We start from the raw sequence: 22,042 nt of genomic DNA on the forward strand, positions 1-22,042 counted from the left end.
ATGGCACTCACCGCATATAAGAAAAAGCGTCGGTTAAACGAAACTCCCGAGCCGGCAGGGGGGAGGGCTCCCGCCGCGCAACTCCGGTTCGTGGTGCAAAAACACCATGCTTCACGGTTGCACTACGATTTCAGGCTGGAACTCCGAGGCGTATTGAAGAGTTGGGCGGTACCGAAAGGCCCTTCACTTAATCCTGACGATAAGCGATTGGCTATGGAGGTGGAAGACCATCCTTATGATTACAAAGATTTCGAAGGCGTCATACCGAAAGGCAATTATGGAGCGGGGACGGTGATTGTTTGGGATGAAGGGACTTATGAGCCGCTGGAAAGTAACGGCGATAAAAAGGCCATGGAAAAAGACCTGATGAAACAATGGCGGGCCGGTTCACTAAAAGTGGTATTGAAAGGTAAAAAGCTGAAAGGTGAGTTCGCATTGGTGAAGATGAAAGGAAAGGAAGATAACGCCTGGCTGCTCATCAAGCATAACGATCAGTACGCCACCGATGCGGACGTCACACTGAAGGAGATGTCGGTGGTCTCCAAGTTGACGCTCAATCAGTTGGCCGCCGCGGCGGGCAATGCGCACACCAAGCCATCGGCGAGAGGAAAGACCGAAAAGAAGCAGGCGGTTAAAGCAACACTAAAGGAACAAGTAAACCCCGAGGGCAATGCCAACCCACGAACCGATATCGATGCCGCCAAACTGCTGAAAATCGCTAAGAAAGTGCCTTTTCCGAAAGCGATGTCACCCATGCTGGCTACACTCGTCGATGCTCCTTTCGACGACCCCGAATGGGAATATGAGGTAAAATGGGACGGATATCGCGCACTGGCGTTCCGCAACGGAAAACAAGCGGCATTGAAATCGCGCAACAACAAATCGTTTGCCGATAAATTTTACCCCGTTTTTGAAGCGGTTACCGCGTGGGAGATTAATGCCGTGGTAGATGGTGAAATCGTTGCGGTAACGGACGGTGGAATTTCCAGCTTCAACGGGTTGCAGAATTGGCGTAGCGAAGCGGACGGGGAGCTGTTGTATTATGTCTTTGATCTGCTGTGGTATGAAGGCAAGGACACCACGGGGATACCGCTGTCGCAACGGAAGGCCATCCTCCAGCGCCTGATACCGGCCGAGGGAATCATCCGGAGCGGTTATAGTGTCAATGCCGACGGCAACGCGTTTTTCGAAGCGGCAGGTAAGCTTGGCTTAGAAGGCATTATCGCTAAACGCTCCGACAGTAGCTACCATCCCGGTGAGCGTACAAGGGATTGGCTGAAAATCAAACTGCAAAAGCGCCAGGAAGCGGTGATTGGTGGCTTCACACGTAATGCAGGAACATCGAAACCTTTCAGCTCCCTGTTGCTCGGCGTATTTGACGGTAACGATTTTCATTATGTGGGAAAGGTAGGTACTGGCTTCAAAGATCAGGAGCAACGTGAAATGTTGCGGTTGTTCAAACCGCTAATTCGCAAAACCAGTCCCTTCGCCACCCCTCCCGATCCGAACAAGCCATCGCGGTTCAGGCCCAACCCACCACGTGCAGCAGCAACCTGGCTCACCCCTAAAATCGTATGCGAGATTCATTATACCGAAGTGACCGAGGATGGTGTGTTCAGGCATCCTGCGTTCATCGCGCTGCGCGAGGATAAGGACGCTAAGGCGGTAGTCATGGAAAAAGAAGCTATCATGGAAAAAAGCGAAGGCAAAGCAACACCAATCATCAAGGAAGCGCCGAACCGCGGAAGGCGTACACTCTTAAACCCTTCCCAGAAAACGCAGGTGAGGAAAGTGAACAGCAACGAGTTGAAATTCACGAATCTGCAAAAAGTATTCTGGCCGAATGGGGGATATACCAAAGGCGACATGCTCAATTATTACTGGCAGGTGGCGAAATACATACTCCCTTACCTCAAAGACCGTCCCCAGTCGCTCAACAGATTCCCAAACGGGGTAAAAGGCAAGAACTTCTACCAGAAAGATGTAACCGGGAAAGTACCGGCATGGGTGGATAAATACCCCTATAAAGCCGAGGGTGAGCGAAAACGCAAGCACTACATGCTATGCAATAATGAGGCGGCCCTGCTGTATATGGCTAATCTTGCGGCTATTGAGATGAACCCATGGAGCAGCACCATCCATAAACCCGATTACCCAACGTATTGCCTGCTGGATCTTGATCCCGATAAAAGCAATACGTTCGAGCAGGTCATTGAGGTGGCCAATGCCATCCATGCTTTCCTGGAAGATATCGCTGTGCCATCATACTGTAAAACGTCCGGTTCGACGGGACTGCATATCTACGTTCCCTTAGGTGCAAAATACACCTACGACCAGTCGCAGCTTTTTGCACGCTGGGTAGCCAATGAAGTGGATGCGACACTGGATTTTACAAGCGTTGAGCGGATGACCGACCGGCGCCGGGGGAAAGTGTATATCGATTTCTTGCAAAACCGACCTGCCGCCACATTAGCCGCGCCTTATTCGCTCCGTCCCAAGCCGGACGCTACGGTGTCTATGCCGCTTCACTGGGAAGAAGTGAAAAAAGGGTTGAAATTAAGTGATTTTACGATTGCCAATGCGCTAGATCGTATTCGCTCCGAAGGCGATATATTCAAACCAGTATTGGGCAAGGGGATCAACCTCAAGAAGCTACTCAAAGGTTTGGAAAAATAACAATGGAAATCCGTAACTTATCAGGCCGTTGCCCTTTTGAGCGGTGGCTAAAAATATGAAACCATCATGATTTTTCAGACCACACAGGGGGATGAATAAATCTGATAGCTTCAGCACAGAAAAAAGACAAATTTAAAGAGATGAAACCTGCATAAATTACCATAAACAAAAGAACATGAATAATTTATGCAAGCTTCATTGCCATTAAAAAGCAATTTATTCGAATGAAAAAAGTTAACCCAAAAAAAGAGAGCGATGCCACAGTTAAAAAAGGAAGACATTAAGCAAGAGGTCTTCGACCTCTACGATGATTACGCGCACAATCGACTATCTCGTCGCGATTTTATGCAGCGTTTGTCGGTGTATGCCGGTGGCACAGTCACGGTGCCGGCGCTCATGAGTTTCCTGATGCCCAATTACCAGGACCGCATTCAGGTAAAGGCCGGCGATCCCCGGATCGAGGAAGCATATATCGACTACCCGTCGCCGAAAGGTGGCGGTACGATTAAGGCATTATTGTGCATGCCGAAGGGCAATACCCAACAGCTTGGTGGTGTCGTGGTGGTCCATGAAAACCGGGGACTGAATCCGCACATCGAAGATGTGGCCCGCAGGGCAGCATTGGCAGGATTTGTCAGTCTCGCACCTGACGCACTGAGCCCATTGGGAGGGTATCCGGGTACCGACGATGAAGGGCGCGAAATGCAAAGTAAACGGGATCGCGATGAAATGCTCGAAGATTTCATCGCAGCAGCGGCATTTCTGGAGCAGCACGACGCCTGTAATGGCAAAGTAGGGGTGGTGGGGTTCTGTTTCGGTGGATGGATTTCGAATATGATGGCTGTCCGTTTGCCGGAGCTAAAAGCTGCCGTACCATTTTATGGCGGCCAGCCCGCTGCTGAGGATGTGCCGAAAATACACGCCCCACTCCAGTTGCATTATGCCGAGTTGGATACCCGGGTAAATGATGGATGGCCGGCTTACGAACAAGCCCTGAAAGCAAACCATAAAGAATATACTATGTACATGTATGCCGAGGCAAACCATGGATTCCATAACGACACGACGCCGCGGTATGATCCGGAAGCGGCAAAGCTCGCATGGCGTCGTACGGTAGACTTCTTTAAAGAAAAACTTAGCTGATTCTTGCAAAAAAGTACGGTGGCCCAGACCCGCAAAAGATTAAATGCGGTGGCAGGTGCCTTTAAAATAACAGTATCAGGGTAGAAACCACGGTTAAGGCGATCATAACCATCCGGAACCGCTGTTCGGGAAATATACGGATAATATAGATGCCCAGTAAACCGCCAAGCAGGATAAAAGGCACGGCCACCAGGTCGAGCAACAGACCATCCCACGTGAGGTTATCCCAAACCAGGGCCTGAAGCGGAATTTTAAGGTAGTTTAAAATCATAATAAACCACGCTCCTGTGGCTACGAACGCGAACTTCGGCAATCGCAAGGCGAGTAGGTAAACAACAAGGAGCGGGCCGGCAGCATTCCCGATCATGGTCGAGAAACCAAGTAGAAAGCCCATCCCCGGTGCAAACCACACCGAATCAGTAAGCGCATAAGCCCGTTCGGGCCGTCGGGTACCAACCATTGTTGCTATTCCCAAGAGAATGCAGGCAGCCATCATCACTTTGAATCCCGATTGGGGGATAAGATGGCCGGCCACCAGTGCTACCACCAATCCCAGCAATGCCCAAGGCATGGGTTTGAGCACTAAATCGCGATGAAACCTCTTACGGTAATAAATAACAGCCAATAAATCAGCAAAACAGAGCATCGGCAATACGACGCCTGTGGAGGCTTTCGCACCGAACAGCAGCGCAAAGACTGGCACTGTAAATGTACCGATATTAGGCACGCCTGTTTTGGACATGCCGATGAGCAGCGCGCAACCCAAAAAAACCGCCCATTCATACGGCCCTTGTAAAAGACCTGAAAAATCAAGCATTTTTTTTGGCTAGCAATTGGTTGATGTCGTTCACGCCAATTTCGCGGTAATCGTGGATATAGCGCTTGCATGGTGGGAGTTCGTCCACGGTATGCGAGGTGAGTACGCCGACTACCGTGGCACCAGCGTTGATTGCTGCGGATACCCCGGAATACGAATCTTCAAAGACGACGCAATTGTGGGGCTCGACGTCAAGCATCGCAGCCGACTTCAGATAAATTGCCGGATCGGGCTTGTGGGCGGTTACGTCTTCACTGGATAAAACCGCACCCATATACGTACGTATGGACAGTTTATCGATGATAAAGTCGAGATTGGCCCGCGGTGCAGAGGTAGCTACCCCTATGTGGTAGCCAGCGCTCTTAAGCCGGTCCAGAAACGGGAGCAGGCCGGCTATGGGCACAACGTGTTTTGCATAGATGTCACGGAAGAGCGACTCTTTTTCTTCGGCGAGTCTGGCGACCTCGGCGTCATCCAGTGGGCGTTTGAAAAAGTAGCGCATGATGTAATCGTTGTGCTTGCCATACATGTGGTCGGCAAACTCCCCCATCGTGTAGGTCACATCATATTTGTCAAAAAACTGCTTGAATGCTTCCGTATGGTATGGATTGGTATGGGCAATGACCCCATCCATGTCAAAAATAACGGCATAGTTGTCCATATGGCAAAGATAGCCTTTTTGGTGGAACGTGGGGCGGAATAGGTTTTCCGTTGTCGTTATGAATACGTAATTTTGCCCGTATGAATAACCACGATCGCTATGCGCCCAAGTTGCCACAGTTTGCGGAACAGATTATCTACGAAGACGACAACCTGATCGTGATCAACAAACCGCCTTTTTTGGCGTCATTGGATGAGCGGGAGGGGGGTGAGCCCAGCGTATTGCGTTTAGCCAAGAAGTACCATCCGGATGCGCAAGTGTGCCATCGGCTTGACAAGGAAACCTCCGGTGTGTTGCTCATCGCCAAAAACCCCGAGACCTACCGGTTGGTATCTATCGAATTTGAACGTCGGCGCGTTACCAAAGTATACCACGCAATTATTGGTGGGACCCACGTGTTTGAAGATCTGCTGGTCGATCTACCCATACTTAACCTTGGCAATAAAAATGTGACGATAGACCGGGCCAATGGCAAGCGGGCCGAAACCTATTTCAACTCGCTTCGTTATTTTAAACACTTCACCCTGGTGGAATGCCGCCCGGTGACTGGCCGTATGCACCAAATACGTATACACTTGGCAACTCAGCAAGCAGCAATTGTGGGAGACACCCTGTACCATGGCAAACCCGTATACCTGTCGCAGATTAAAAAACGTGGCTTTTCACTGGGGCGAGGAAAAGAAGAGCAACCCATTATGCGGCGGTTTGCACTGCATGCGCACGAACTGCGGCTTACAATAGGGGATAGCCCCTACCATTTCCAAGCGCCTTACCCAAAGGACTTCGCTACGTTGCTCCGTCAGTTGGAGAAATACGACGATTGATCAAGATCGATTAACTAAACAGGTTGCTATCGGGCCTTCTTATTTGGAGCCCAAGTGCGTCGTTGAGCCGATCGATGAAATAAGTGGATAGCATCGGCGATTCGAGTTCGATATGCTGGTGAACAAAAAAGTAGAGCGATTGCAGTCCCGCATCGCGCCATTCTTTGATGCGCTCCACCCATTCGTCCAACCGCTGCTTGTCCGTGGAGTGGTTATGTCCCACATAGCGGATAAATGCGGAAGGCGTGGAAAGGCGCATGTGCAGCATATCACGTCGGCCCAATGCATCTACCAATACGTTGACCACCTGCTCTTCTTGCAACAGGGTATATAATCTTCGGGAGACGTCCTCGTTGGCAAACCATTCCGCATTACGGACTTCCACGGCAAACGGTACAGCTTTGGAGAATTTCTTAACGAATGTGGCCAAGCGGTCAAAATCTTTCGGCTTGTAGTTATCGTGCATCTGTAGGAAACTTACCCCCAGTTGGTCTTCGAAAAGTGCAATGGCATCGCAAAAGGCTGTCATCTTCTCATCGACATTCAGTAAACGCCCGAAATGGCTGACGCTCTGTGGTACCTTCGGAAAGAATTTGAAATCGGAAGGCGTCTTGTTCTTCCATGTCTCTACCTGCTGTTTATCGGGCGAGTTGTAAAACGTAGCGTTCAGTTCAATGCAATTGAACTGCGTTGCATAGTAACTCAACTCGTCCTTTGTTCCCCGAGGGTAGAAACCTTTCAGGTCCTGGCGATTCCATTTGGCACAGCCAACGTACACTTCCAGTGGTTTGGCGGGTTTATGCGTGCCCAATAAAGCCAGGGTGTCCGGATGGGTAGGGGGTAGGGTGAAATCTACTTCCGAGGGGTCAGCGGCACTTCCAAATTTCATATGTTCCGATTTTTCAATTTGAAGATTTGAAGATAAATCAGCACATCAACAAATCAATTAATGTTTAAAATGCCGCACACCAGTAATAACCATCGCCACACCTTTCTTGTTGGCCATTTCCACAGATTCCTTGTCACGGATAGAACCACCCGGCTGGCTGATAGCAGCGATGCCCGCATCGGCTGCAATCTCAACACAATCGGGGAACGGGAAGAACGCATCTGACGCCATCACCGCTCCGCGAAGGTCAAAACCGAATGCCTTGGCTTTTTCGATGGCTTGCTTCAGCGCGTCAACCCGCGAAGTCTGGCCCACACCACTTGCAGATAGCTGTCCGTCCTTCGCCAACACGATCGTGTTAGACTTGGTGTGTTTGACAATCTTATTGGCAAAGAAAAGATCCTGCAATTCCCGCTCCGTGGGAACCTTGTCCGTAGCAGGTTGCATTTGTTCCGGTCCTTCGATAACAGCATCCTTGTCTTGCTCGATTACGCCGTTGAGCAGTGTTTTGAACTGGCTTTTTGGAAGCGTCGTATCCTTACGTCTTAGCAATATCCGATTTTTCTTGCTAGTGAGTGTGTGTAGCGCGGTGTCGCTGTAGGCGGGTGCGATTAAGACTTCAAAGAAAAGCTTGTTGATTTCGGCAGCCGTTTGGTTGTCGATTTCGCCGTTGCAAATGATTACTCCGCCAAATGCAGATACGGGGTCGCAAGCCAGTGCATCTTGCCATGCTGTCAACAAATCCGAACGGGTGGCAACGCCACAGGCGTTCGTATGTTTCAATATGGCGAATGTCGGCTGCTCAAATTCATCGATGAGTGCCACTGCGGCATCCACATCCACAAGGTTGTTGTACGATAGTTCCTTTCCATTCAGCTTGTCGAATAACGCATCCAGATTACCATAAAAAACACCTTTCTGGTGAGGGTTCTCTCCGTAACGGAGCACCTGCGCCTGTTGCTCGCTTTTTTTGAAAACTTGCAGCGGCGCTTCCTGGTTAAAGTAATTGAATATCGCTGAATCGTAATGTGACGATACGTTGAATGCGCGTTTTGCTAATTCTTTGCGGTGTTCCACAAAGGTGTAACCCTCGTTCTCAGCGAGGATACCTTCAAGGTATTTATAATCATCTTTGGAGGCAATGATGGCCACATCGTTGAAATTCTTGGCAGCTGCCCGAATAAGGGAGATACCACCAATATCTATTTTCTCGATGATATCCTGCTCCGATGCGCCCGATGCTACGGTTTCTTCAAAAGGGTAGAGGTCTACGATCACCAGATCGATTTCGGGAATCTCGTATTCCTGCAATTGCTGCCTATCCGCCTCCAGCGGTCGGCGCGACAGGATGCCACCAAATACTTTGGGGTGAAGTGTCTTCACGCGTCCGCCCAGGATAGAGGGGTAACCGGTAAGGTCCTCTACGGGAACCACATCGTGACCGAGCTCACGGATAAACGTTTCGGTGCCACCTGTAGAATAAAAGGTAACACCATGCTTATGTAATAGATTAATTAACGGTGCAAGGCCATCCTTATAATATACGGAGACCAATGCATTTTTGATTTTTACGGGATGGCTCATTCGCTATTCAGCTATTTAGTTTATGAGCGGCAAAGATAACAAAAATCCTGTCGGTCACATTTTCTTTAGCAGGTTTTCAATGACTTTCGGATAATGGAGGTGCTCCAATTGCTGTCCCTTGAACTTGATGACTTCCAGACTGTCGCTTGGTTCGATACGGAAACGAGCTTGATAGATAATTTCGCCTTCATCAAACTGCTCATTGACGAAATGGATGGTTATGCCGGATTCCTCATCACCGGCATCGAGTATAGCTTGATGCACGCGATCACCGTACATACCTTTACCGCCATAAGCGGGCAGCAATGCAGGGTGGATATTGATGATTTTGTTGGGGTATTTTTCCAACAGGTTTTGTGGAACCAACCAAAGGAATCCCGCCAGCACCACCAAATCAATCTGAAGTTTAATAAGGAGATCGACGATTTCGTCCGTTTGGTATAACGCGTACCTGTCAAATACATGGGTAGGTACCTCGAAGTTGTCGGCACGCTGGAGCACATACGCATCCGGGTTATTGCTCAGAATCAAAGCGACTTCGGCCCGGTCGTCGTATTTGAAATGTTCCATAATTTTCTGGGCGTTCGACCCTGAGCCTGAAGCAAAAATAGCGATTCTTTTTTTCACGTTTCTTTGTTGAATTGATGGATTCTCCAGCAGAATGCACCCAAACTTAATAAAGTTTGCCTAATAAAGCAAGGCATACGATTATCTTTGGGCGCTGCAAAAATAGTGTTTATCTTGCGGTCGACCAATAGCTCGTGCCCCACATGGGATCCCACGGGGCATAACGCCTTTTTGAAGAAGGGTGTATATTAAAATTGTGACAGTACACAGCTGGTTTCATTAATATAATTATTTGAATAATCTCATTTTTTTGAAAAAATGATTAAAAAAAATAGTTTCTGTTGCGAATGTCAATATTTTATCCGTTACTTTGCAACATTAGCTAGAATGAGTATTTAATTCGTATTACATTTATGTGTGGAATCATTGGAGCTTTTGACTTGAAAACCAAGTCGGAAGAATTGCGCCCCCAGGTATTGAAGATGTCGAAGAAGATTCGTCATCGGGGACCGGACTGGTCGGGGATATATAGCTCAGATCGAGCTATATTGGCGCATGAACGTTTAGCAATCGTTGACCCGAAATCTGGCCAACAGCCGCTGTACAGTTCGAATCGTAATATCGTGCTTGCAGTGAATGGCGAGATTTACAATCACCAACAGTTGCGGAATGAGCTGTCCAATTATGAATTTTCCACGCAAGTTGATAGTGAGGTCATCTTGGCGCTCTATGAGAAGAAAGGACCACGGTTCATTGAAGATTTGAACGGCATTTTTGCGTTTGCACTTTATGACGTTGACAGCGATGCGTATTTGGTTGCCCGTGACCATATCGGAATTATCCCCCTATATATGGGATGGGACGAAGCAGGCACTTTTTATGTTGCTTCCGAACTGAAGGCGTTGGAGGGCTATTGTAGCCGGATAGAAACGTTTCCTCCGGGGCATTACCTATATAGTAAGGAGGGCAACACGCCACAGAAATGGTACACCCGCGATTGGGAACAATACGATGCCGTGAAGGATAACGTTACCGATATCGATGTATTGCGTAAAGGACTTGAAGATGCCGTACACCGCCAATTGATGTCTGACGTACCTTATGGCGTATTGCTTTCGGGTGGATTAGACTCATCGGTAATTGCTGCCGTAACGAAGAAGTTCGCATCGCGGCGTGTGGAGTCTAACGATCAGGAAAAAGCTTGGTACCCGCGGTTGCATTCGTTTGCGGTGGGACTAAAGGGTTCGCCAGACCTCATCGCGGCAAAAAAGGCTGCTGACCACATCGGCACGATTCACCATGAAATCAACTTTACAATACAGGAAGGGCTCGATGCGGTGCGCGATGTGATTTATCACCTCGAAACCTATGATGTGACCACCATACGTGCATCAACACCCATGTACCTCCTTGCACGGGTCATCAAATCGATGGGTATTAAGATGGTGTTATCGGGCGAGGGGTCCGATGAGTTGTTCGGCGGATACTTGTATTTCCATAAAGCGCCCAATGCCAAGGAATTCCACGAAGAGACGGTCCGCAAGCTTGGCAAGCTGCATCTCTACGACTGTTTACGGGCGAACAAATCGTTAGCAGCCTGGGGTGTAGAGGGCCGTGTACCTTTCCTCGACAAGGAATTTATGGATATCGCTATGCGTTTGAACCCCGAAGATAAGATGATCCGCGAGGGACGGATGGAAAAATGGGTCGTACGGAAGGCATTCGAGGATTATCTGCCTGAAAGCATTGCTTGGCGCCAAAAAGAACAGTTTTCAGACGGTGTAGGATACAGCTGGATCGATACACTGAAAGAACAGGCTGCGGAACGTGTCAGTGATGATGAATTAGCGGGGGCGTCAGAACGATTCCCCGTTAATCCACCCCAAAACAAAGAGGAATACTTGTATAGGTCTATTTTTACGGAGCATTTCCCTTCAACAGCTTCGGCGCTCACGGTACCCTCAGTCAAATCGGTAGCGTGTAGTACTCCCGAAGCGCTGGCGTGGGATGCGTCTTTCCAAAACCTGAACGACCCGTCAGGCCGGGCGGTGGCCAGCGTACATAACGAAAGTTACGAGAAGGCGATAGTTAATTTTTAATTGACAGTTGATAGTTTTTGATAATGGATAGTTGATAATGGATAATTACCATTCATTATCCATTATCAACTATTAATTAACCAATTAATTAAAGTGGCCTTATCCAGATATTGCGGAAACTTACTGGATTGCCGTGATCCTGCAATACGATAGGACCTGCACCGTGTGCTTTATATTTAGGAAGGCCAATGAATTCGGTTGGGCCATCCAGTTCAACGTTGTTTTGTACCAGTACCCCGTTGTGCAACACGGTGACACGTGCTTTGCTAATGAGTATCCCCTCCGCATTGAAACGTGGTGCGGTCCAGATGATATCATACGTTTGCCATTCGCCGGGTGCCTTGGTGGCATTAACAAGCGGAATCCGCTGCTTATAAAGACTCGCTGCCTGCCCATTCGAATACGTGCGGTTATTGTAGCTATCCAATACCTGTACCTCGTATAGCCCCTGCATGAAAATGCCGCTATTACCGCGTCCTTGTCCCTCGCCTTCGATCTTTGTCGGAGACCGCCACTCTACGTGAAGCTGGTAATCGGTGAACTGCTGTTTGGTTTGGATGCCGCCCTTACCACCCACCACCGTGAATGCGCCATCCGACACCTCCCATTCCACCGGAGAAGACCCATCCTTTTGACTCACCCATTGATTAAGTGACGTGCCGTCGAATAAAATGACCGCATCCGAGGGTGCCTTGTCGGCAGCAGTACTAACGACCCGAGGTTCTGGCTCCCATACTTCCGTTTCTTCCGGTTTCATTTTTGATTGTTGTGCTAGGGCCGGGAGCACGAGCAATGCCACCGCGCCGGTAATGATAACTGATTTTGTATCCATACTAATTTTATAATAATGATTAAAGACAAAAGGTTAATGACTTAAGATTAATTAAACGCATTGATTCCGGTGATATCCATCCCTGTGATCAACAGGTGCACATCATGTGTGCCTTCATAAGTGACCACAGATTCGAGGTTCATCATATGGCGCATAATGGGGTATTCGCTCGTGATACCCATGGCGCCCAGTACTTGGCGGGCCTCACGGGCAACATGCAGTGCGGTGACTACGTTATTGCGTTTGGCCATCGAAATCTGTGCCGGTGTAGCGCGGTCTTCGTTTTTGAGCTGGGCGAGCCGCCATACGAGTAGCTGCCCCTTCGTAATTTCGGTGACCATCTCGGCCAGCTTCTTTTGCTGCAGCTGAAAGCCTGCAATCGGCTTGCCAAACTGTTTCCGTTCTCCCGCGTAGCGCAAGGCTGTGTCGTAGCAATCCATGGCCGCACCTAGCGCGCCCCAAGCGATGCCATACCGCGCCTGGTTGAGGCAGCTGAGCGGTCCCCGCATGCCGGTTACACCCGGCAGTATATTAGATTTTGGCACACGTACGTTATCAAATACAAGCTCGCCGGTAGCGGAGGCCCGCAAACTCCATTTGTTGTGTGTTTCGGGCGTGGTGAAACCTTCCATGCCCCGTTCCACGATCAGCCCCTGCACCTTGCCTTCCGGATTTTTGGCCCAAACCATTGCGATATCTGCGAACGGAGCGTTGGAAATCCACATCTTCGACCCATTCAATAGCACGGCATCGCCGTCATCTTCAAAACGTGTTAGCATACTGCCGGGATCGGAACCGTGGTTAGGTTCGGTAAGGCCGAAACAACCCATCAATTCCCCGCTGGCAAGCTTGCGCAAATATCGTTGTTTTTGCTCTTCACTACCATAGGCATAGATGGGGTACATCACAAGCGATCCCTGAACGGAAGCCGTCGAGCGGATGCCGGAATCGCCGCGCTCCAGTTCCTGCATCATCAGGCCATAAGCTAAATAATCCAGTCCGGCACCACCGTAATTCTCCGGGATGGTCGGCCCAAATAGTCCCAGTTGGGCCATGCCCGGAAGCAACTGTTTAGGAAATTCCGCACGTTGGGCATGGTACTCGATCACCGGCATAAGTTCAGTGTTGACCCACTGCCTCACGCTATCGCGGATCAGCAAGTGTTCTTCGCCGATGAGTTCGTCTAGCAGGTAATAATCCGGTGCGGTATATTGGCCCATCTATCGTCTATTTAATGGGCAATTATAGCGATAAAATCTGGTTTAACGAACATCATACACTCATCCTTGGCATCGTCTTCCCGAAGGTTTCCGACGGGTAGTCGAAACGTGCCGCATTTCAGCGTCTTGTTTCCAAAAGGTTTTAACGGAGAAGAAAGAAGGTTTTTCGTGGCAGCTGTCTTGTATAGAATAACCGTATAGGAAGGTGGCTAGACGAAAGAGCAAATGAAACGACTGGTAATGTTGTACCTTTGCAGGTATGGGACATATCCGCCAACAGGTAGCGCTCGTCGACGCGCGTTTTTATGCCTATCACGGTTACTATGCCGAGGAACAGGTGCTCGGCAATGAATTTACGGTAAATATCGAGGTGACTTTCGAGAAAGGCGAACGCACAACAACCGATGAACTGCAGCATACGGTCAATTACGAGCAGCTTTACCTCATCGCAAAAACCGAAATGCAACAGCCCCGCAAATTACTCGAAACGGTTGTCGAAACAATATTGCACCGCGTTAGGGCAGATTTTCCGTTCGTTTTTAGCATTGAAGTAGGTATCACCAAACATAATCCGCCTTTCGGGGGCGACCGTGCCAATGCGCGTGTCGTGCTTAAGTGGAGGGCTGCACCATACAACGGTACCGTGTGAGGCGATATTTTCTATGGCGCAATGGACGGTTATCGACATAAGACAAACAACGGTATATTGAAGACAATATGTCACTACACATTCAATAATAAATGACATAAAGTCATTAAAACAAGTTTTTTCCTGTTTGGTATATCATTTGGAAGGTTGATACCGAAGTCAGAAACATAAAAATTAAAAGGAGGATACAAAATGACACTGGTAAAATTTTCTGGAAACAAAAACAGGGGAGTAGACAACTGGGTAAACGATTTTTTCAACCCGATTTTCAATGATTCATTCTTGTCTGATCGTTTCATTTCTCGTGTGCCGGCGGTGAACGTGGCGGAAACGAGCGATGCATTTCACATTGAACTGGCAGCGCCCGGCTTAGAAAAGGGCGATTTCAAAATCAACGTCGATAAAGACGTATTGACGATTTCTGGTGAGAAAAAAGTTGAAAATACCGACGAAAACAAAAAATATAGCAAACGGGAATATAGCTATACGTCGTTCACCCGTTCATTCACCTTGCCGGAAAGCATCGATCACAACAGTATTGACGCCAATTACAAAGACGGCGTGCTGAAAGTGTCTATCGGCAAAAAAGAAGAAGCAAAAGTAGCTTCACGGTTGATTGAAGTGAACTAGAAAAGATTAGTCGGACATTAAATATTATAGTTCCCCGGGCCCATGGATGATATACCATGGGCTTTTTCATTTGCGCTTAGGTAGTCACTTCTTCGTAATCGGCACTTTTAGGTAGGTGGATTACGATGGCTTGCCATTCTTTCGGTAATATCGTGAGTTTCCGTTTTTCGATATCCATCCATGCGCCGTCAACGGTTACCACAGCACATTTTGTCCCGTCTGACCGATAAATCTCATGCCGGAATGAGAACCGGGAGTTGATCGTGTTGTATTTGGTCATCACTACGGTCACCTTCACTTCGTCATTGAGGTGTATTTCGCGAAGGTATACCAATTCTTCGCGGAAAAGTACCGGACCGATATTCATTTCCGCAATCTTGTCAAGCGAAAGCCCCGTATCCCGCAGCATATTGCTCCTCGCTTGGGCGCAGAGATCGGCATAGGCAGAGTGGCGTAGGTGCCGATTGGCATCGATCTGTGCCCAGATAATCTGCCCTTCATAGAAAACGTTTTCTTCCATAACCCAAACATAGCAATAATATCGATAAACCAACCGCCGCTATTTTTGTTAATGTGCTAACGATGTTGCAATTCACTACACGGGGCATATATTGCCCCCAAGCCGATGTGTATATCGATCCTTGGCAGCCTGTAGAGCGGGCGGTGGTGACCCATGGCCACAGCGACCACGCGCGGTGGGGCATGGGTCGTTACCTCTGCCATCCGCATACGGCAGCCATCCTTCGCTTGCGATTGGGGATAGATACCGCCATCCAATCACTGGAATACGGGGAAGTGGTTACCCTAAACGGTGTCCGCATTAGCCTGCATCCGGCTGGGCATATTATTGGCTCCGCCCAAGTGAGACTAGAATATGGCGGTGAAGTTTGGGTGGTTTCCGGTGACTATAAGCTTACTCATGATGGAATAAGCGTACCCTATGAGCCGGTGCGCTGCCATTCTTTCGTAACGGAGTCTACATTCGCACTACCCATATACCGTTTTCCCGATCCTGCATCTGTATTGTTAGAAATCAAGCAATGGTGGCGGCAGAATGCGGAAGCCGGGTTCAATACGGTGTTGTTGGCCTATGCATTGGGTAAGTCGCAAGTGCTGCTCCAGCACTTAGACCCCGCAACCGGGCCAGTATTCATACATGGCGCTGTGGCCAACGTAAATGCAGTGCTGGCAGAAATCGGTTATCAGTTCGCCGGTGAGCGCATCACCCCGGAGACCGACCGTGCCACGATAAAAGGAGCCGTCGTTGTGGCGCCGCCATCTGCGCTCGGCTCACCTTGGCTAAAGAAGCTATCGCCCTACCGGATTGCATTATGCAGCGGCTGGATGCAACTCCGCGGCGCACGCAGGCGCCGGGGCGTAGACCGAGGGTTTGTCCTTTCGGATCATGCAGATTGGAAGCAGTTGAACACGGCGGTAGCCGCCACGGGCGCTGAGAATGTATACGTAACCCACGGCTATGAAGGGCCATTTGCGCGTTGGCTGCGGGAAGAAAAGGGCCTCTATGCGCGCGAGGTACATCTGCAAGGCGGCGAGACGACGGAGGGTGATCTATGAAGCGGTTCACTAAATTGTTTATTGCCATCGACCAAACAACAAAGACGAACGCAAAGGTGGGCGCCATCGTAAATTACCTTGAAAATAGCGACGATAGAAGCGCATTATATGCCATCGCGCTATTGATCGGCAATCGACCACGGCGCCCCGTAAAAACCGCGGATCTCAAAGGATGGGCAGCGTCTGCAGCCGGAATACCGAGCTGGCTTTTTGAAGCATCGTACCACGTCGTGGGCGATCTCGCTGAAGCGATCGCACTCGTGCTCCCCCCGCAAGCGGAACCCGGCCAAGCTTTCACCCTTCCACAGGTGGTCGACGAGCTGGCCAACCTCTCGAAGCGAACCGATGAAGAGAAAAAAGCAAGCATAACCGGTTATTGGAAACGTCTCGATAAAGACGAACGATTCGTTTTCACTAAATTGATTACGGGAAATTTTCGGATGGGCGTATCCCGTCAATTGGTCATCAAGGCGCTGGCTACCTATCTCGGTATGGATGAAACCGCCGTAGCGCACCGGTTAATGGGTAAATGGATGCCTACCGCCGAGACCATGGCCTCGCTGTTTTCGGAAACTACTTTGGGCGAGCGTGATTTCCAGCCATATCCCTTTTACTTGGCTTACCAATTGGATACATCGCCCGAATCATTGGGTGACGTGGGCGGTTGGTACATTGAGAGAAAGCTCGACGGTATCCGGGGACAGCTGATTGTCCGGAACGGACAGCTTTTCGTGTGGAGCAGGGGGGAGGATTTACTCACCGACAAATTTCCCGAGTTCGGTCCGTTAGCGGAAATGTTGCCCGACGGTACAGTTATCGACGGCGAAATCATTCCGTGGCAGGAAGGGCATCCGTTGCCCTTTCAGGTGATGCAAACACGAATCGGGCGCAAAAACCTTTCGCCTAAATCGCTTAGCGAGGCCCCATTGGTGATGGTATGTTATGACTTGCTGGAATGGAACGGGGAAGATATCCGGGGCAGGCCGATGCATGAGCGCCGTGACCTCCTGCAAGGTCTGTTGTCTTCGCCTACATCCTATCCGGCACTGCTGCTGTCGGAAACCATGGCTTTCGATAGCTGGCGCGAGGTAGCGGATTTCCGCCAACGGGCGCGCGAATTCCATTGCGAGGGCGTGATGCTCAAACGTAAGGATAGCCCCTATGGCAGCGGTCGGCGGCGTGGCAACTGGTGGAAGTGGAAGACGGACCCACTTACCGCCGATGGTGTACTCATTTATGCCCAAAGTGGTCATGGCCGTCGAGCCAATCTTTATACCGATTACACTTTTGGGGTATGGGATGAAGAAGGTGTATTGGTGCCGTTCGCCAAAGCGTATTCGGGCCTTACCGACAAAGAAATTGCCGAACTGGATAACTGGATCAAGCGCAATACGCTCGAACGCTTTGGTCCGGTACGGAGTGTCACACCGTATCATGTCTTCGAGATCGCTTTCGAGGGCATCGGGGAAAGCAGCAGGCATAAATCCGGTGTGGCGCTACGCTTTCCGCGTATTCTGCGCTGGCGACGCGACAAGTCGCCCGAGGACGCTAATACCAAGGCAGATTTATTGCAGTTGATTGACGCATTAAGGTAAAAGGTAATGATTTTTTTGTATCTTAGTGGGACGTATCGTCTCCACCGCATTTAACATTTACCTTCCCATTGCAACATGTTCGTCAATAGTTAATACCTGCTTCGTACCTGCGTCGCACCTGCTTCGCAACGAAACCAAGTTGCGCCTATGCTGAGTCCGGGGTGTATCCACGTTTTTACGGTAAAAACGTGGACTCAACGTGGACTTACCGTGCTCACAGGGTGCAGGCATAGCGAAGCAGTCTCGAACCACTGGCGAACAAGAGTCGAACCGTGTAGAAACCTTTGCGGCACGGTCTTGGCGAGGTTTTTACTTGAATTATAAAACCTTACCTTTGCATATCGGGTTATATTGTCATTGAACATATTCGCAGAAACATGGTTTTTCAATAAGGGCTGGCAGCCCCACCGTTTCCAACAGGAAACGTGGGCCGCTATCGCTGCCGGTAAATCGGGGTTGCTGAACGCACCTACCGGATATGGCAAAACCTTCGCCGTATGGTTTGGCATCCTCCAGCGGTATTACCGAAAAGAGAAACGCCGGAAAGGACTCCACGGATTGTGGATTACACCATTGCGCGCACTTTCTGCTGAGATTTTGCAAGCCACACAGGCGGTGAGCAACGACTTGGAGCTCGACTACCGTATTGGGCTACGAACGGGCGACACCCATACAGCCGAGCGGCAACGGCAGCGGAACAACCCTCCCCAAGCGTTAATTACGACGCCCGAGAGCGTCCATCTCCTATTGGCATCTAAGGGGTATCGTGAATTTTTTAGCGGTTTGGAGTTCGTGGTCGTCGATGAATGGCATGAGCTGGTGGGGAGCAAGCGGGGGGTATTGGTCGAGTTAGCCCTTAGCCACCTCCGGTCGATATGCCCAAAGCTTCAGGTGTGGGGAATCTCCGCTACCATTGGCAACCTCAATGAGGCTATGGATATTCTGCTGGGCGATGGCCATTGCGGTAAGCTTGTGCGGGCTAACCTGAAAAAAGACACCTACATGGAGACACTGCTTCCTGATACCTTGGAGCGGTTCCCTTGGGCAGGCCACATCGGTACCTCCATGATTGACAAAGTCGTGCCCATCATCGAATCCCATCGGTCGACCTTGCTGTTTACCAATACACGATCACAGGCAGAAATCTGGTACCATCGGTTGCTCGATGCCGCACCGCAGCTATCCGGTGCGTTAGCTATCCACCACGGGTCGTTGAGCGACGAACTACGCATATGGGTGGAAGATGCGCTGCACCGAGGCACGCTCAAAGCCGTGGTTTGTACAAGCAGTCTCGACCTTGGGGTCGACTTCCGCCCGGTGGATTGTGTGGTACAGATCGGTTCACCGAAGGGCGTGGCCCGGTTCGTGCAGCGGGCGGGTAGGAGCGGCCATCGGCCAGGCGAAACAAGTACGATTTTTTTCCTACCTACCCATTCACTGGAAATCATGGAAGGGGCGGCCATACGCTATGCCGTGGCCAACGGCCTGGTAGAGCAACGGATGCCGTATGTGCGGTCGTTCGATGTTTTAATTCAATATATGGTTACGTTGGCCGTATCCGATGGTTTCCGTGCAGAGGAGTTATATAGCGAAATCAAACGAACACACTGTTTTGGATCGATTAGCCGTGAGGAATTCGACGAATGCTTACTGATGGTTACGCAGGGTGGCCGAACCCTGGATACGTATGAGGAATTCCATAAAGTAGTAGTGGAAAACAGCGTGTATCGCGTTACCAGTAAACGCGTAGCCATGCGCCACCGTTTGAGCATCGGCGCCATTGTTTCCGACACGATGATGCGCGTGAAATTCATGAGTGGCAAATACTTGGGTACCATTGAGGAATGGTTTATTTCGCGGCTCCAACCCGGTGATACGTTCTGGTTTTCGGGTAGGCTGCTGGAGTTGGTACATGTAAAGGATATCCAGGCTATCGTCCGCCCGGCCAAGGGCAAAAAAGGAGCTGTCCCCTCGTGGATGGGCGGGCGATTTCCCATATCGGACAATTTCGGGGCAGCGCTTCGGCACACGTTTGCGGAAATCCAGCGGAAAGGCCGGGGGATTGCGGCAGAATTACGGTTTCTGCAACCGCTGTTTGCTGAACAGCGTCGTGTTTCGGCACTGCCGGATGAAGATGAACTCTTGGTGGAATACATCCAGACGAGATATGGCCACCACCTATTTGTCTATCCATTTGAAGGAAAGCTGGTACATGAGGGGATGGCTGCCGTGGTGGCTTACCGCCTAAGCAGCATCCAAAAGGCGACATTCAGCATCGCAAGCAATGAGTACGGGTTTGAGCTGCTTTGTGATGCTCCGATACCGTTAGACGAGGCTTTGCGAAACGGGTTGTTTGCCACTGACAGCCTGTTCGACGATATCCGCAGCGGCATCAACATCCGGGAGATGGCGAGGCGCAAATTCCGTGACATCGCCGGCATTGCAGGCTTGGTATTTCAGGGGTATCCGGGTAAACCGATGAAGACCAAGCATCTCCAGGCCAATTCGGGGTTGTTTTTTTCTGTCTTTGAAGAGCATGATGCCCGCAATCTGTTACTCCAGCAAGCCTACGATGAAGTGTATGATTTTCAGTTGGAAGCATCGCGCATGCATAAAGCATTCAGACGCATTGAGACCCACCGCATTATTGTGCAGCGTCCAGGCCAGCTCACACCGTTTGCCTTCCCGATATTTGCGGAGTCTTTCCGCGAGCGGTATAGCAATGAGGATTGGCAATCCCGGTTGGAGAAATTGAAAAATCAATTGGAAGCATAGCGGTATGGCAAAAACAATCCGGTTGATAGATACGGATCTCGTATTGTTGCCCGAACGGGCACTTTGGCTACCCGATTACCGTACGCTGGTCGTAGCCGATTGGCATTTGGGGAAAAGCACCCATTTCCGTAAGGCAGGGATTTTCATGCCGTCCGCATCGGTCGACAAAGACGTGCTGCGTATCCAGTCGTTGTTGGATAGATATGCAGTGGACACCGTGGTTTTTCTGGGCGATCTCTTCCATAGCGACCTGAACAGCGAATGGTTGGTGTTTGAGCGGTTCCGGATGGCTAATCCTTCAATACGATTTATTCTTACGCGCGGCAATCACGATATCCTGCCGGACGATTTATTGGAAAAGGCGGCGGTTGATGTGGTAGCGTCGTATTCCATCGCACCGCATATCCATTGTACCCATCATCCCGAAGAGAATGGGTTTGCTGGACGACTTAACCTAGCAGGACATGTGCATCCGGGATGTCTTATTCCTGCAAAAGGAAGACAGGCGTACCGTTTGCCTTGTTTCTACTACCGGGAGCAGATATTGCTGCTTCCGGCTTTCGGTTCATTAACCGGGTTGTACCTTGTTCAACCTGCACGTCATGCTCGCATTTATCCAATAGCGGGAGATCAGGTTTGGGAATGGGGACTTTGATTCAACAAACTTTGCCGGTATTTAAATGGTGTGGTAGCGAACAGTTCCCTGAATTGCTTGTTGAAATTCGACATGCTTTCGTAGCCACAATGAAAGCCTACTTGATGAATACTCAGGTCGCTTTCCTGCAGGAGTTTGCAGGCATGGCCCAACCGTATTTCTTTCAGAAAATCGAAATAGGTTTTTCCGGTGCTTTTCCGGAAAAACCGGCAGAATGCCGTTTTGCTCATATGCGCTAGCCCGGCTACGGTGTCTAGGTCGACGGGTTTCTTGAAGTTTTCCAATGTGTATTCAAACACCTTATTGATACGGTCAGATTGGTTCTCTACAAATGAATTGATAAAACCCGGGCTCGATATCTGTTCAAACGAATCTGATTTGGCAAGCAAGTTCAACAATCCCAACAAGTTCATTATCCGGTCAAAATCGGTTGTTTCGAATATCTGCAAGATTTTCCAAACGGCAAGCTGTTCAATTTCAGGTGGAAAACGCAAACCGAGCTGCGATTGTTCCAGTAGATGCTTGATCTGTCGGCCTTCCGGAATATCAAAAAAATCTTTCCCGAGGAAGTCGGCGGAAAAATGGATGACATAGGCTTTGGCGTTGGGGTTCTTGTTGCCGAGGTCTTCTTTCCAGCAATGGGGAAGGCTGGGGCCTACAAGAACCAACTCGGTTTCATTGAACTGCTGGATACTGTCGCCCATGAATCGGGTGCCTACACTTCCCGTAATCATAATCAGTTCGTATTCGGGGTGATGATGCCACGCCGTATCGAATTCTGGAGGATTCTCCAACACGGTGGAAAATGAGAACAATTGCGAATAAGTGATTTTTCGGTATACCGGTAACAT

The 22,042-nt window shown here is 49.7% G+C and carries 19 protein-coding genes; 10 read left to right on the top strand and 9 right to left on the bottom strand.

Annotation, left to right across the window (positions count from 1 at the left end; all coding sequences use genetic code 11):
* Together ligD and VNQ80_RS02675 are read left to right on the top strand one after the other, a co-directional pair.
* Positions 1-2,676: a DNA ligase D gene (ligD, locus tag VNQ80_RS02670; RefSeq protein WP_325635901.1), complete on the top strand. Its 2,676-nt coding sequence runs from the start codon at positions 1-3 to the stop codon at positions 2,674-2,676.
* A gap of 255 nt (positions 2,677-2,931) precedes the next feature.
* A complete protein-coding gene (locus tag VNQ80_RS02675; protein ID WP_325635902.1) occupies positions 2,932-3,819 on the top strand; it encodes a dienelactone hydrolase family protein in 888 nt (295 codons plus the stop codon).
* A 61-nt stretch (positions 3,820-3,880) separates the two neighbouring features.
* On the opposite strand, the gene VNQ80_RS02680 is transcribed toward VNQ80_RS02675, so the two are convergent.
* Both VNQ80_RS02680 and VNQ80_RS02685 read right to left on the bottom strand, forming a co-directional pair.
* Entirely contained in the window at positions 3,881-4,636 is a 756-nt protein-coding gene (locus tag VNQ80_RS02680; protein WP_325635903.1) for a sulfite exporter TauE/SafE family protein, read from the bottom strand.
* Positions 4,629-5,297 (bottom strand): HAD family phosphatase, encoded by a 669-nt coding sequence (locus VNQ80_RS02685; RefSeq protein ID WP_325635904.1) that lies wholly within the window; start codon positions 5,295-5,297, stop codon positions 4,629-4,631. The genes VNQ80_RS02680 and VNQ80_RS02685 overlap by 8 nt, the downstream gene beginning before the upstream one ends.
* An 80-nt stretch (positions 5,298-5,377) precedes the next feature.
* Here VNQ80_RS02685 and VNQ80_RS02690 point away from each other — a divergent pair, with 80 nt between their 5' ends.
* Complete coding sequence (locus VNQ80_RS02690) at positions 5,378-6,121, top strand: RluA family pseudouridine synthase (protein ID WP_325635905.1); 744 nt, start codon at positions 5,378-5,380, stop codon at positions 6,119-6,121.
* Positions 6,122-6,131: 10 nt separating this feature from the next.
* On the opposite strand, the gene VNQ80_RS02695 is transcribed toward VNQ80_RS02690, so the two are convergent.
* The 3 genes from VNQ80_RS02695 to purN are packed head-to-tail and all read right to left on the bottom strand — an operon-like array spanning position 6,132 to position 9,221.
* Entirely contained in the window at positions 6,132-7,010 is an 879-nt protein-coding gene (locus VNQ80_RS02695; RefSeq protein WP_325635906.1) for a DUF72 domain-containing protein, read from the bottom strand.
* A 57-nt stretch (positions 7,011-7,067) separates the two neighbouring features.
* Positions 7,068-8,594 (bottom strand): bifunctional phosphoribosylaminoimidazolecarboxamide formyltransferase/IMP cyclohydrolase, encoded by a 1,527-nt coding sequence (purH, locus tag VNQ80_RS02700; RefSeq protein ID WP_325635907.1) that lies wholly within the window; start codon positions 8,592-8,594, stop codon positions 7,068-7,070.
* A gap of 54 nt (positions 8,595-8,648) precedes the next feature.
* Positions 8,649-9,221: a phosphoribosylglycinamide formyltransferase gene (gene purN, locus VNQ80_RS02705; RefSeq protein ID WP_325635908.1), complete on the bottom strand. Its 573-nt coding sequence runs from the start codon at positions 9,219-9,221 to the stop codon at positions 8,649-8,651.
* A 353-nt stretch (positions 9,222-9,574) separates the two neighbouring features.
* Between purN and asnB the strand changes: the two genes are divergently transcribed.
* Positions 9,575-11,260 carry an asparagine synthase B gene (gene asnB / locus VNQ80_RS02710; RefSeq protein ID WP_325635909.1) on the top strand — a complete coding sequence of 562 codons (1,686 nt, stop codon included), beginning with the start codon at positions 9,575-9,577 and terminating at the stop codon, positions 11,258-11,260.
* A gap of 88 nt (positions 11,261-11,348) precedes the next feature.
* Here the strand turns inward: asnB and VNQ80_RS02715 are convergent, their stop codons facing one another.
* A complete protein-coding gene (locus tag VNQ80_RS02715) occupies positions 11,349-12,092 on the bottom strand; it encodes a DUF1080 domain-containing protein (RefSeq protein WP_325635910.1) in 744 nt (247 codons plus the stop codon).
* 47 nt (positions 12,093-12,139) lie between these two features.
* Positions 12,140-13,312: an acyl-CoA dehydrogenase family protein gene (locus VNQ80_RS02720; RefSeq protein ID WP_325635911.1), complete on the bottom strand. Its 1,173-nt coding sequence runs from the start codon at positions 13,310-13,312 to the stop codon at positions 12,140-12,142.
* A 259-nt stretch (positions 13,313-13,571) separates the two neighbouring features.
* Here VNQ80_RS02720 and folB point away from each other — a divergent pair, with 259 nt between their 5' ends.
* Both folB and VNQ80_RS02730 read left to right on the top strand, forming a co-directional pair.
* Complete coding sequence (gene folB / locus VNQ80_RS02725; protein WP_325635912.1) at positions 13,572-13,961, top strand: dihydroneopterin aldolase; 390 nt, start codon at positions 13,572-13,574, stop codon at positions 13,959-13,961.
* A gap of 192 nt (positions 13,962-14,153) precedes the next feature.
* The gene (locus VNQ80_RS02730) at positions 14,154-14,591 is read left to right on the top strand and encodes an Hsp20/alpha crystallin family protein (RefSeq protein ID WP_325635913.1); all 438 of its coding nucleotides are present in this window, start codon (positions 14,154-14,156) and stop codon (positions 14,589-14,591) included.
* Positions 14,592-14,667: 76 nt separating this feature from the next.
* On the opposite strand, the gene VNQ80_RS02735 is transcribed toward VNQ80_RS02730, so the two are convergent.
* Complete coding sequence (locus tag VNQ80_RS02735) at positions 14,668-15,111, bottom strand: acyl-CoA thioesterase (RefSeq protein ID WP_325635914.1); 444 nt, start codon at positions 15,109-15,111, stop codon at positions 14,668-14,670.
* 62 nt (positions 15,112-15,173) lie between these two features.
* Here VNQ80_RS02735 and VNQ80_RS02740 point away from each other — a divergent pair, with 62 nt between their 5' ends.
* The 4 genes from VNQ80_RS02740 (at position 15,174) to pdeM (ending at position 21,191) form a co-directional block, all read left to right on the top strand.
* Positions 15,174-16,166 (top strand): ligase-associated DNA damage response exonuclease, encoded by a 993-nt coding sequence (locus tag VNQ80_RS02740; RefSeq protein ID WP_325635915.1) that lies wholly within the window; start codon positions 15,174-15,176, stop codon positions 16,164-16,166.
* Positions 16,163-17,761: an ATP-dependent DNA ligase gene (locus VNQ80_RS02745; RefSeq protein WP_325635916.1), complete on the top strand. Its 1,599-nt coding sequence runs from the start codon at positions 16,163-16,165 to the stop codon at positions 17,759-17,761. Before VNQ80_RS02740 ends, VNQ80_RS02745 begins: the two co-directional genes overlap by 4 nt.
* Positions 17,762-18,118: 357 nt before the next feature.
* Positions 18,119-20,536: a ligase-associated DNA damage response DEXH box helicase gene (locus tag VNQ80_RS02750; RefSeq protein ID WP_325635917.1), complete on the top strand. Its 2,418-nt coding sequence runs from the start codon at positions 18,119-18,121 to the stop codon at positions 20,534-20,536.
* 4 nt (positions 20,537-20,540) lie between these two features.
* Complete coding sequence (pdeM, locus tag VNQ80_RS02755) at positions 20,541-21,191, top strand: ligase-associated DNA damage response endonuclease PdeM (protein WP_325635918.1); 651 nt, start codon at positions 20,541-20,543, stop codon at positions 21,189-21,191.
* On the opposite strand, the gene VNQ80_RS02760 is transcribed toward pdeM, so the two are convergent.
* Positions 21,167-22,042 (bottom strand): AraC family transcriptional regulator, encoded by an 876-nt coding sequence (locus VNQ80_RS02760; RefSeq protein ID WP_325635919.1) that lies wholly within the window; start codon positions 22,040-22,042, stop codon positions 21,167-21,169. The two genes, pdeM and VNQ80_RS02760, sit on opposite strands and share 25 nt — an antisense overlap.

The organism is Parapedobacter sp., from assembly GCF_035556095.1.
Classification (GTDB): Bacteria; Bacteroidota; Bacteroidia; order Sphingobacteriales; family Sphingobacteriaceae; genus Parapedobacter.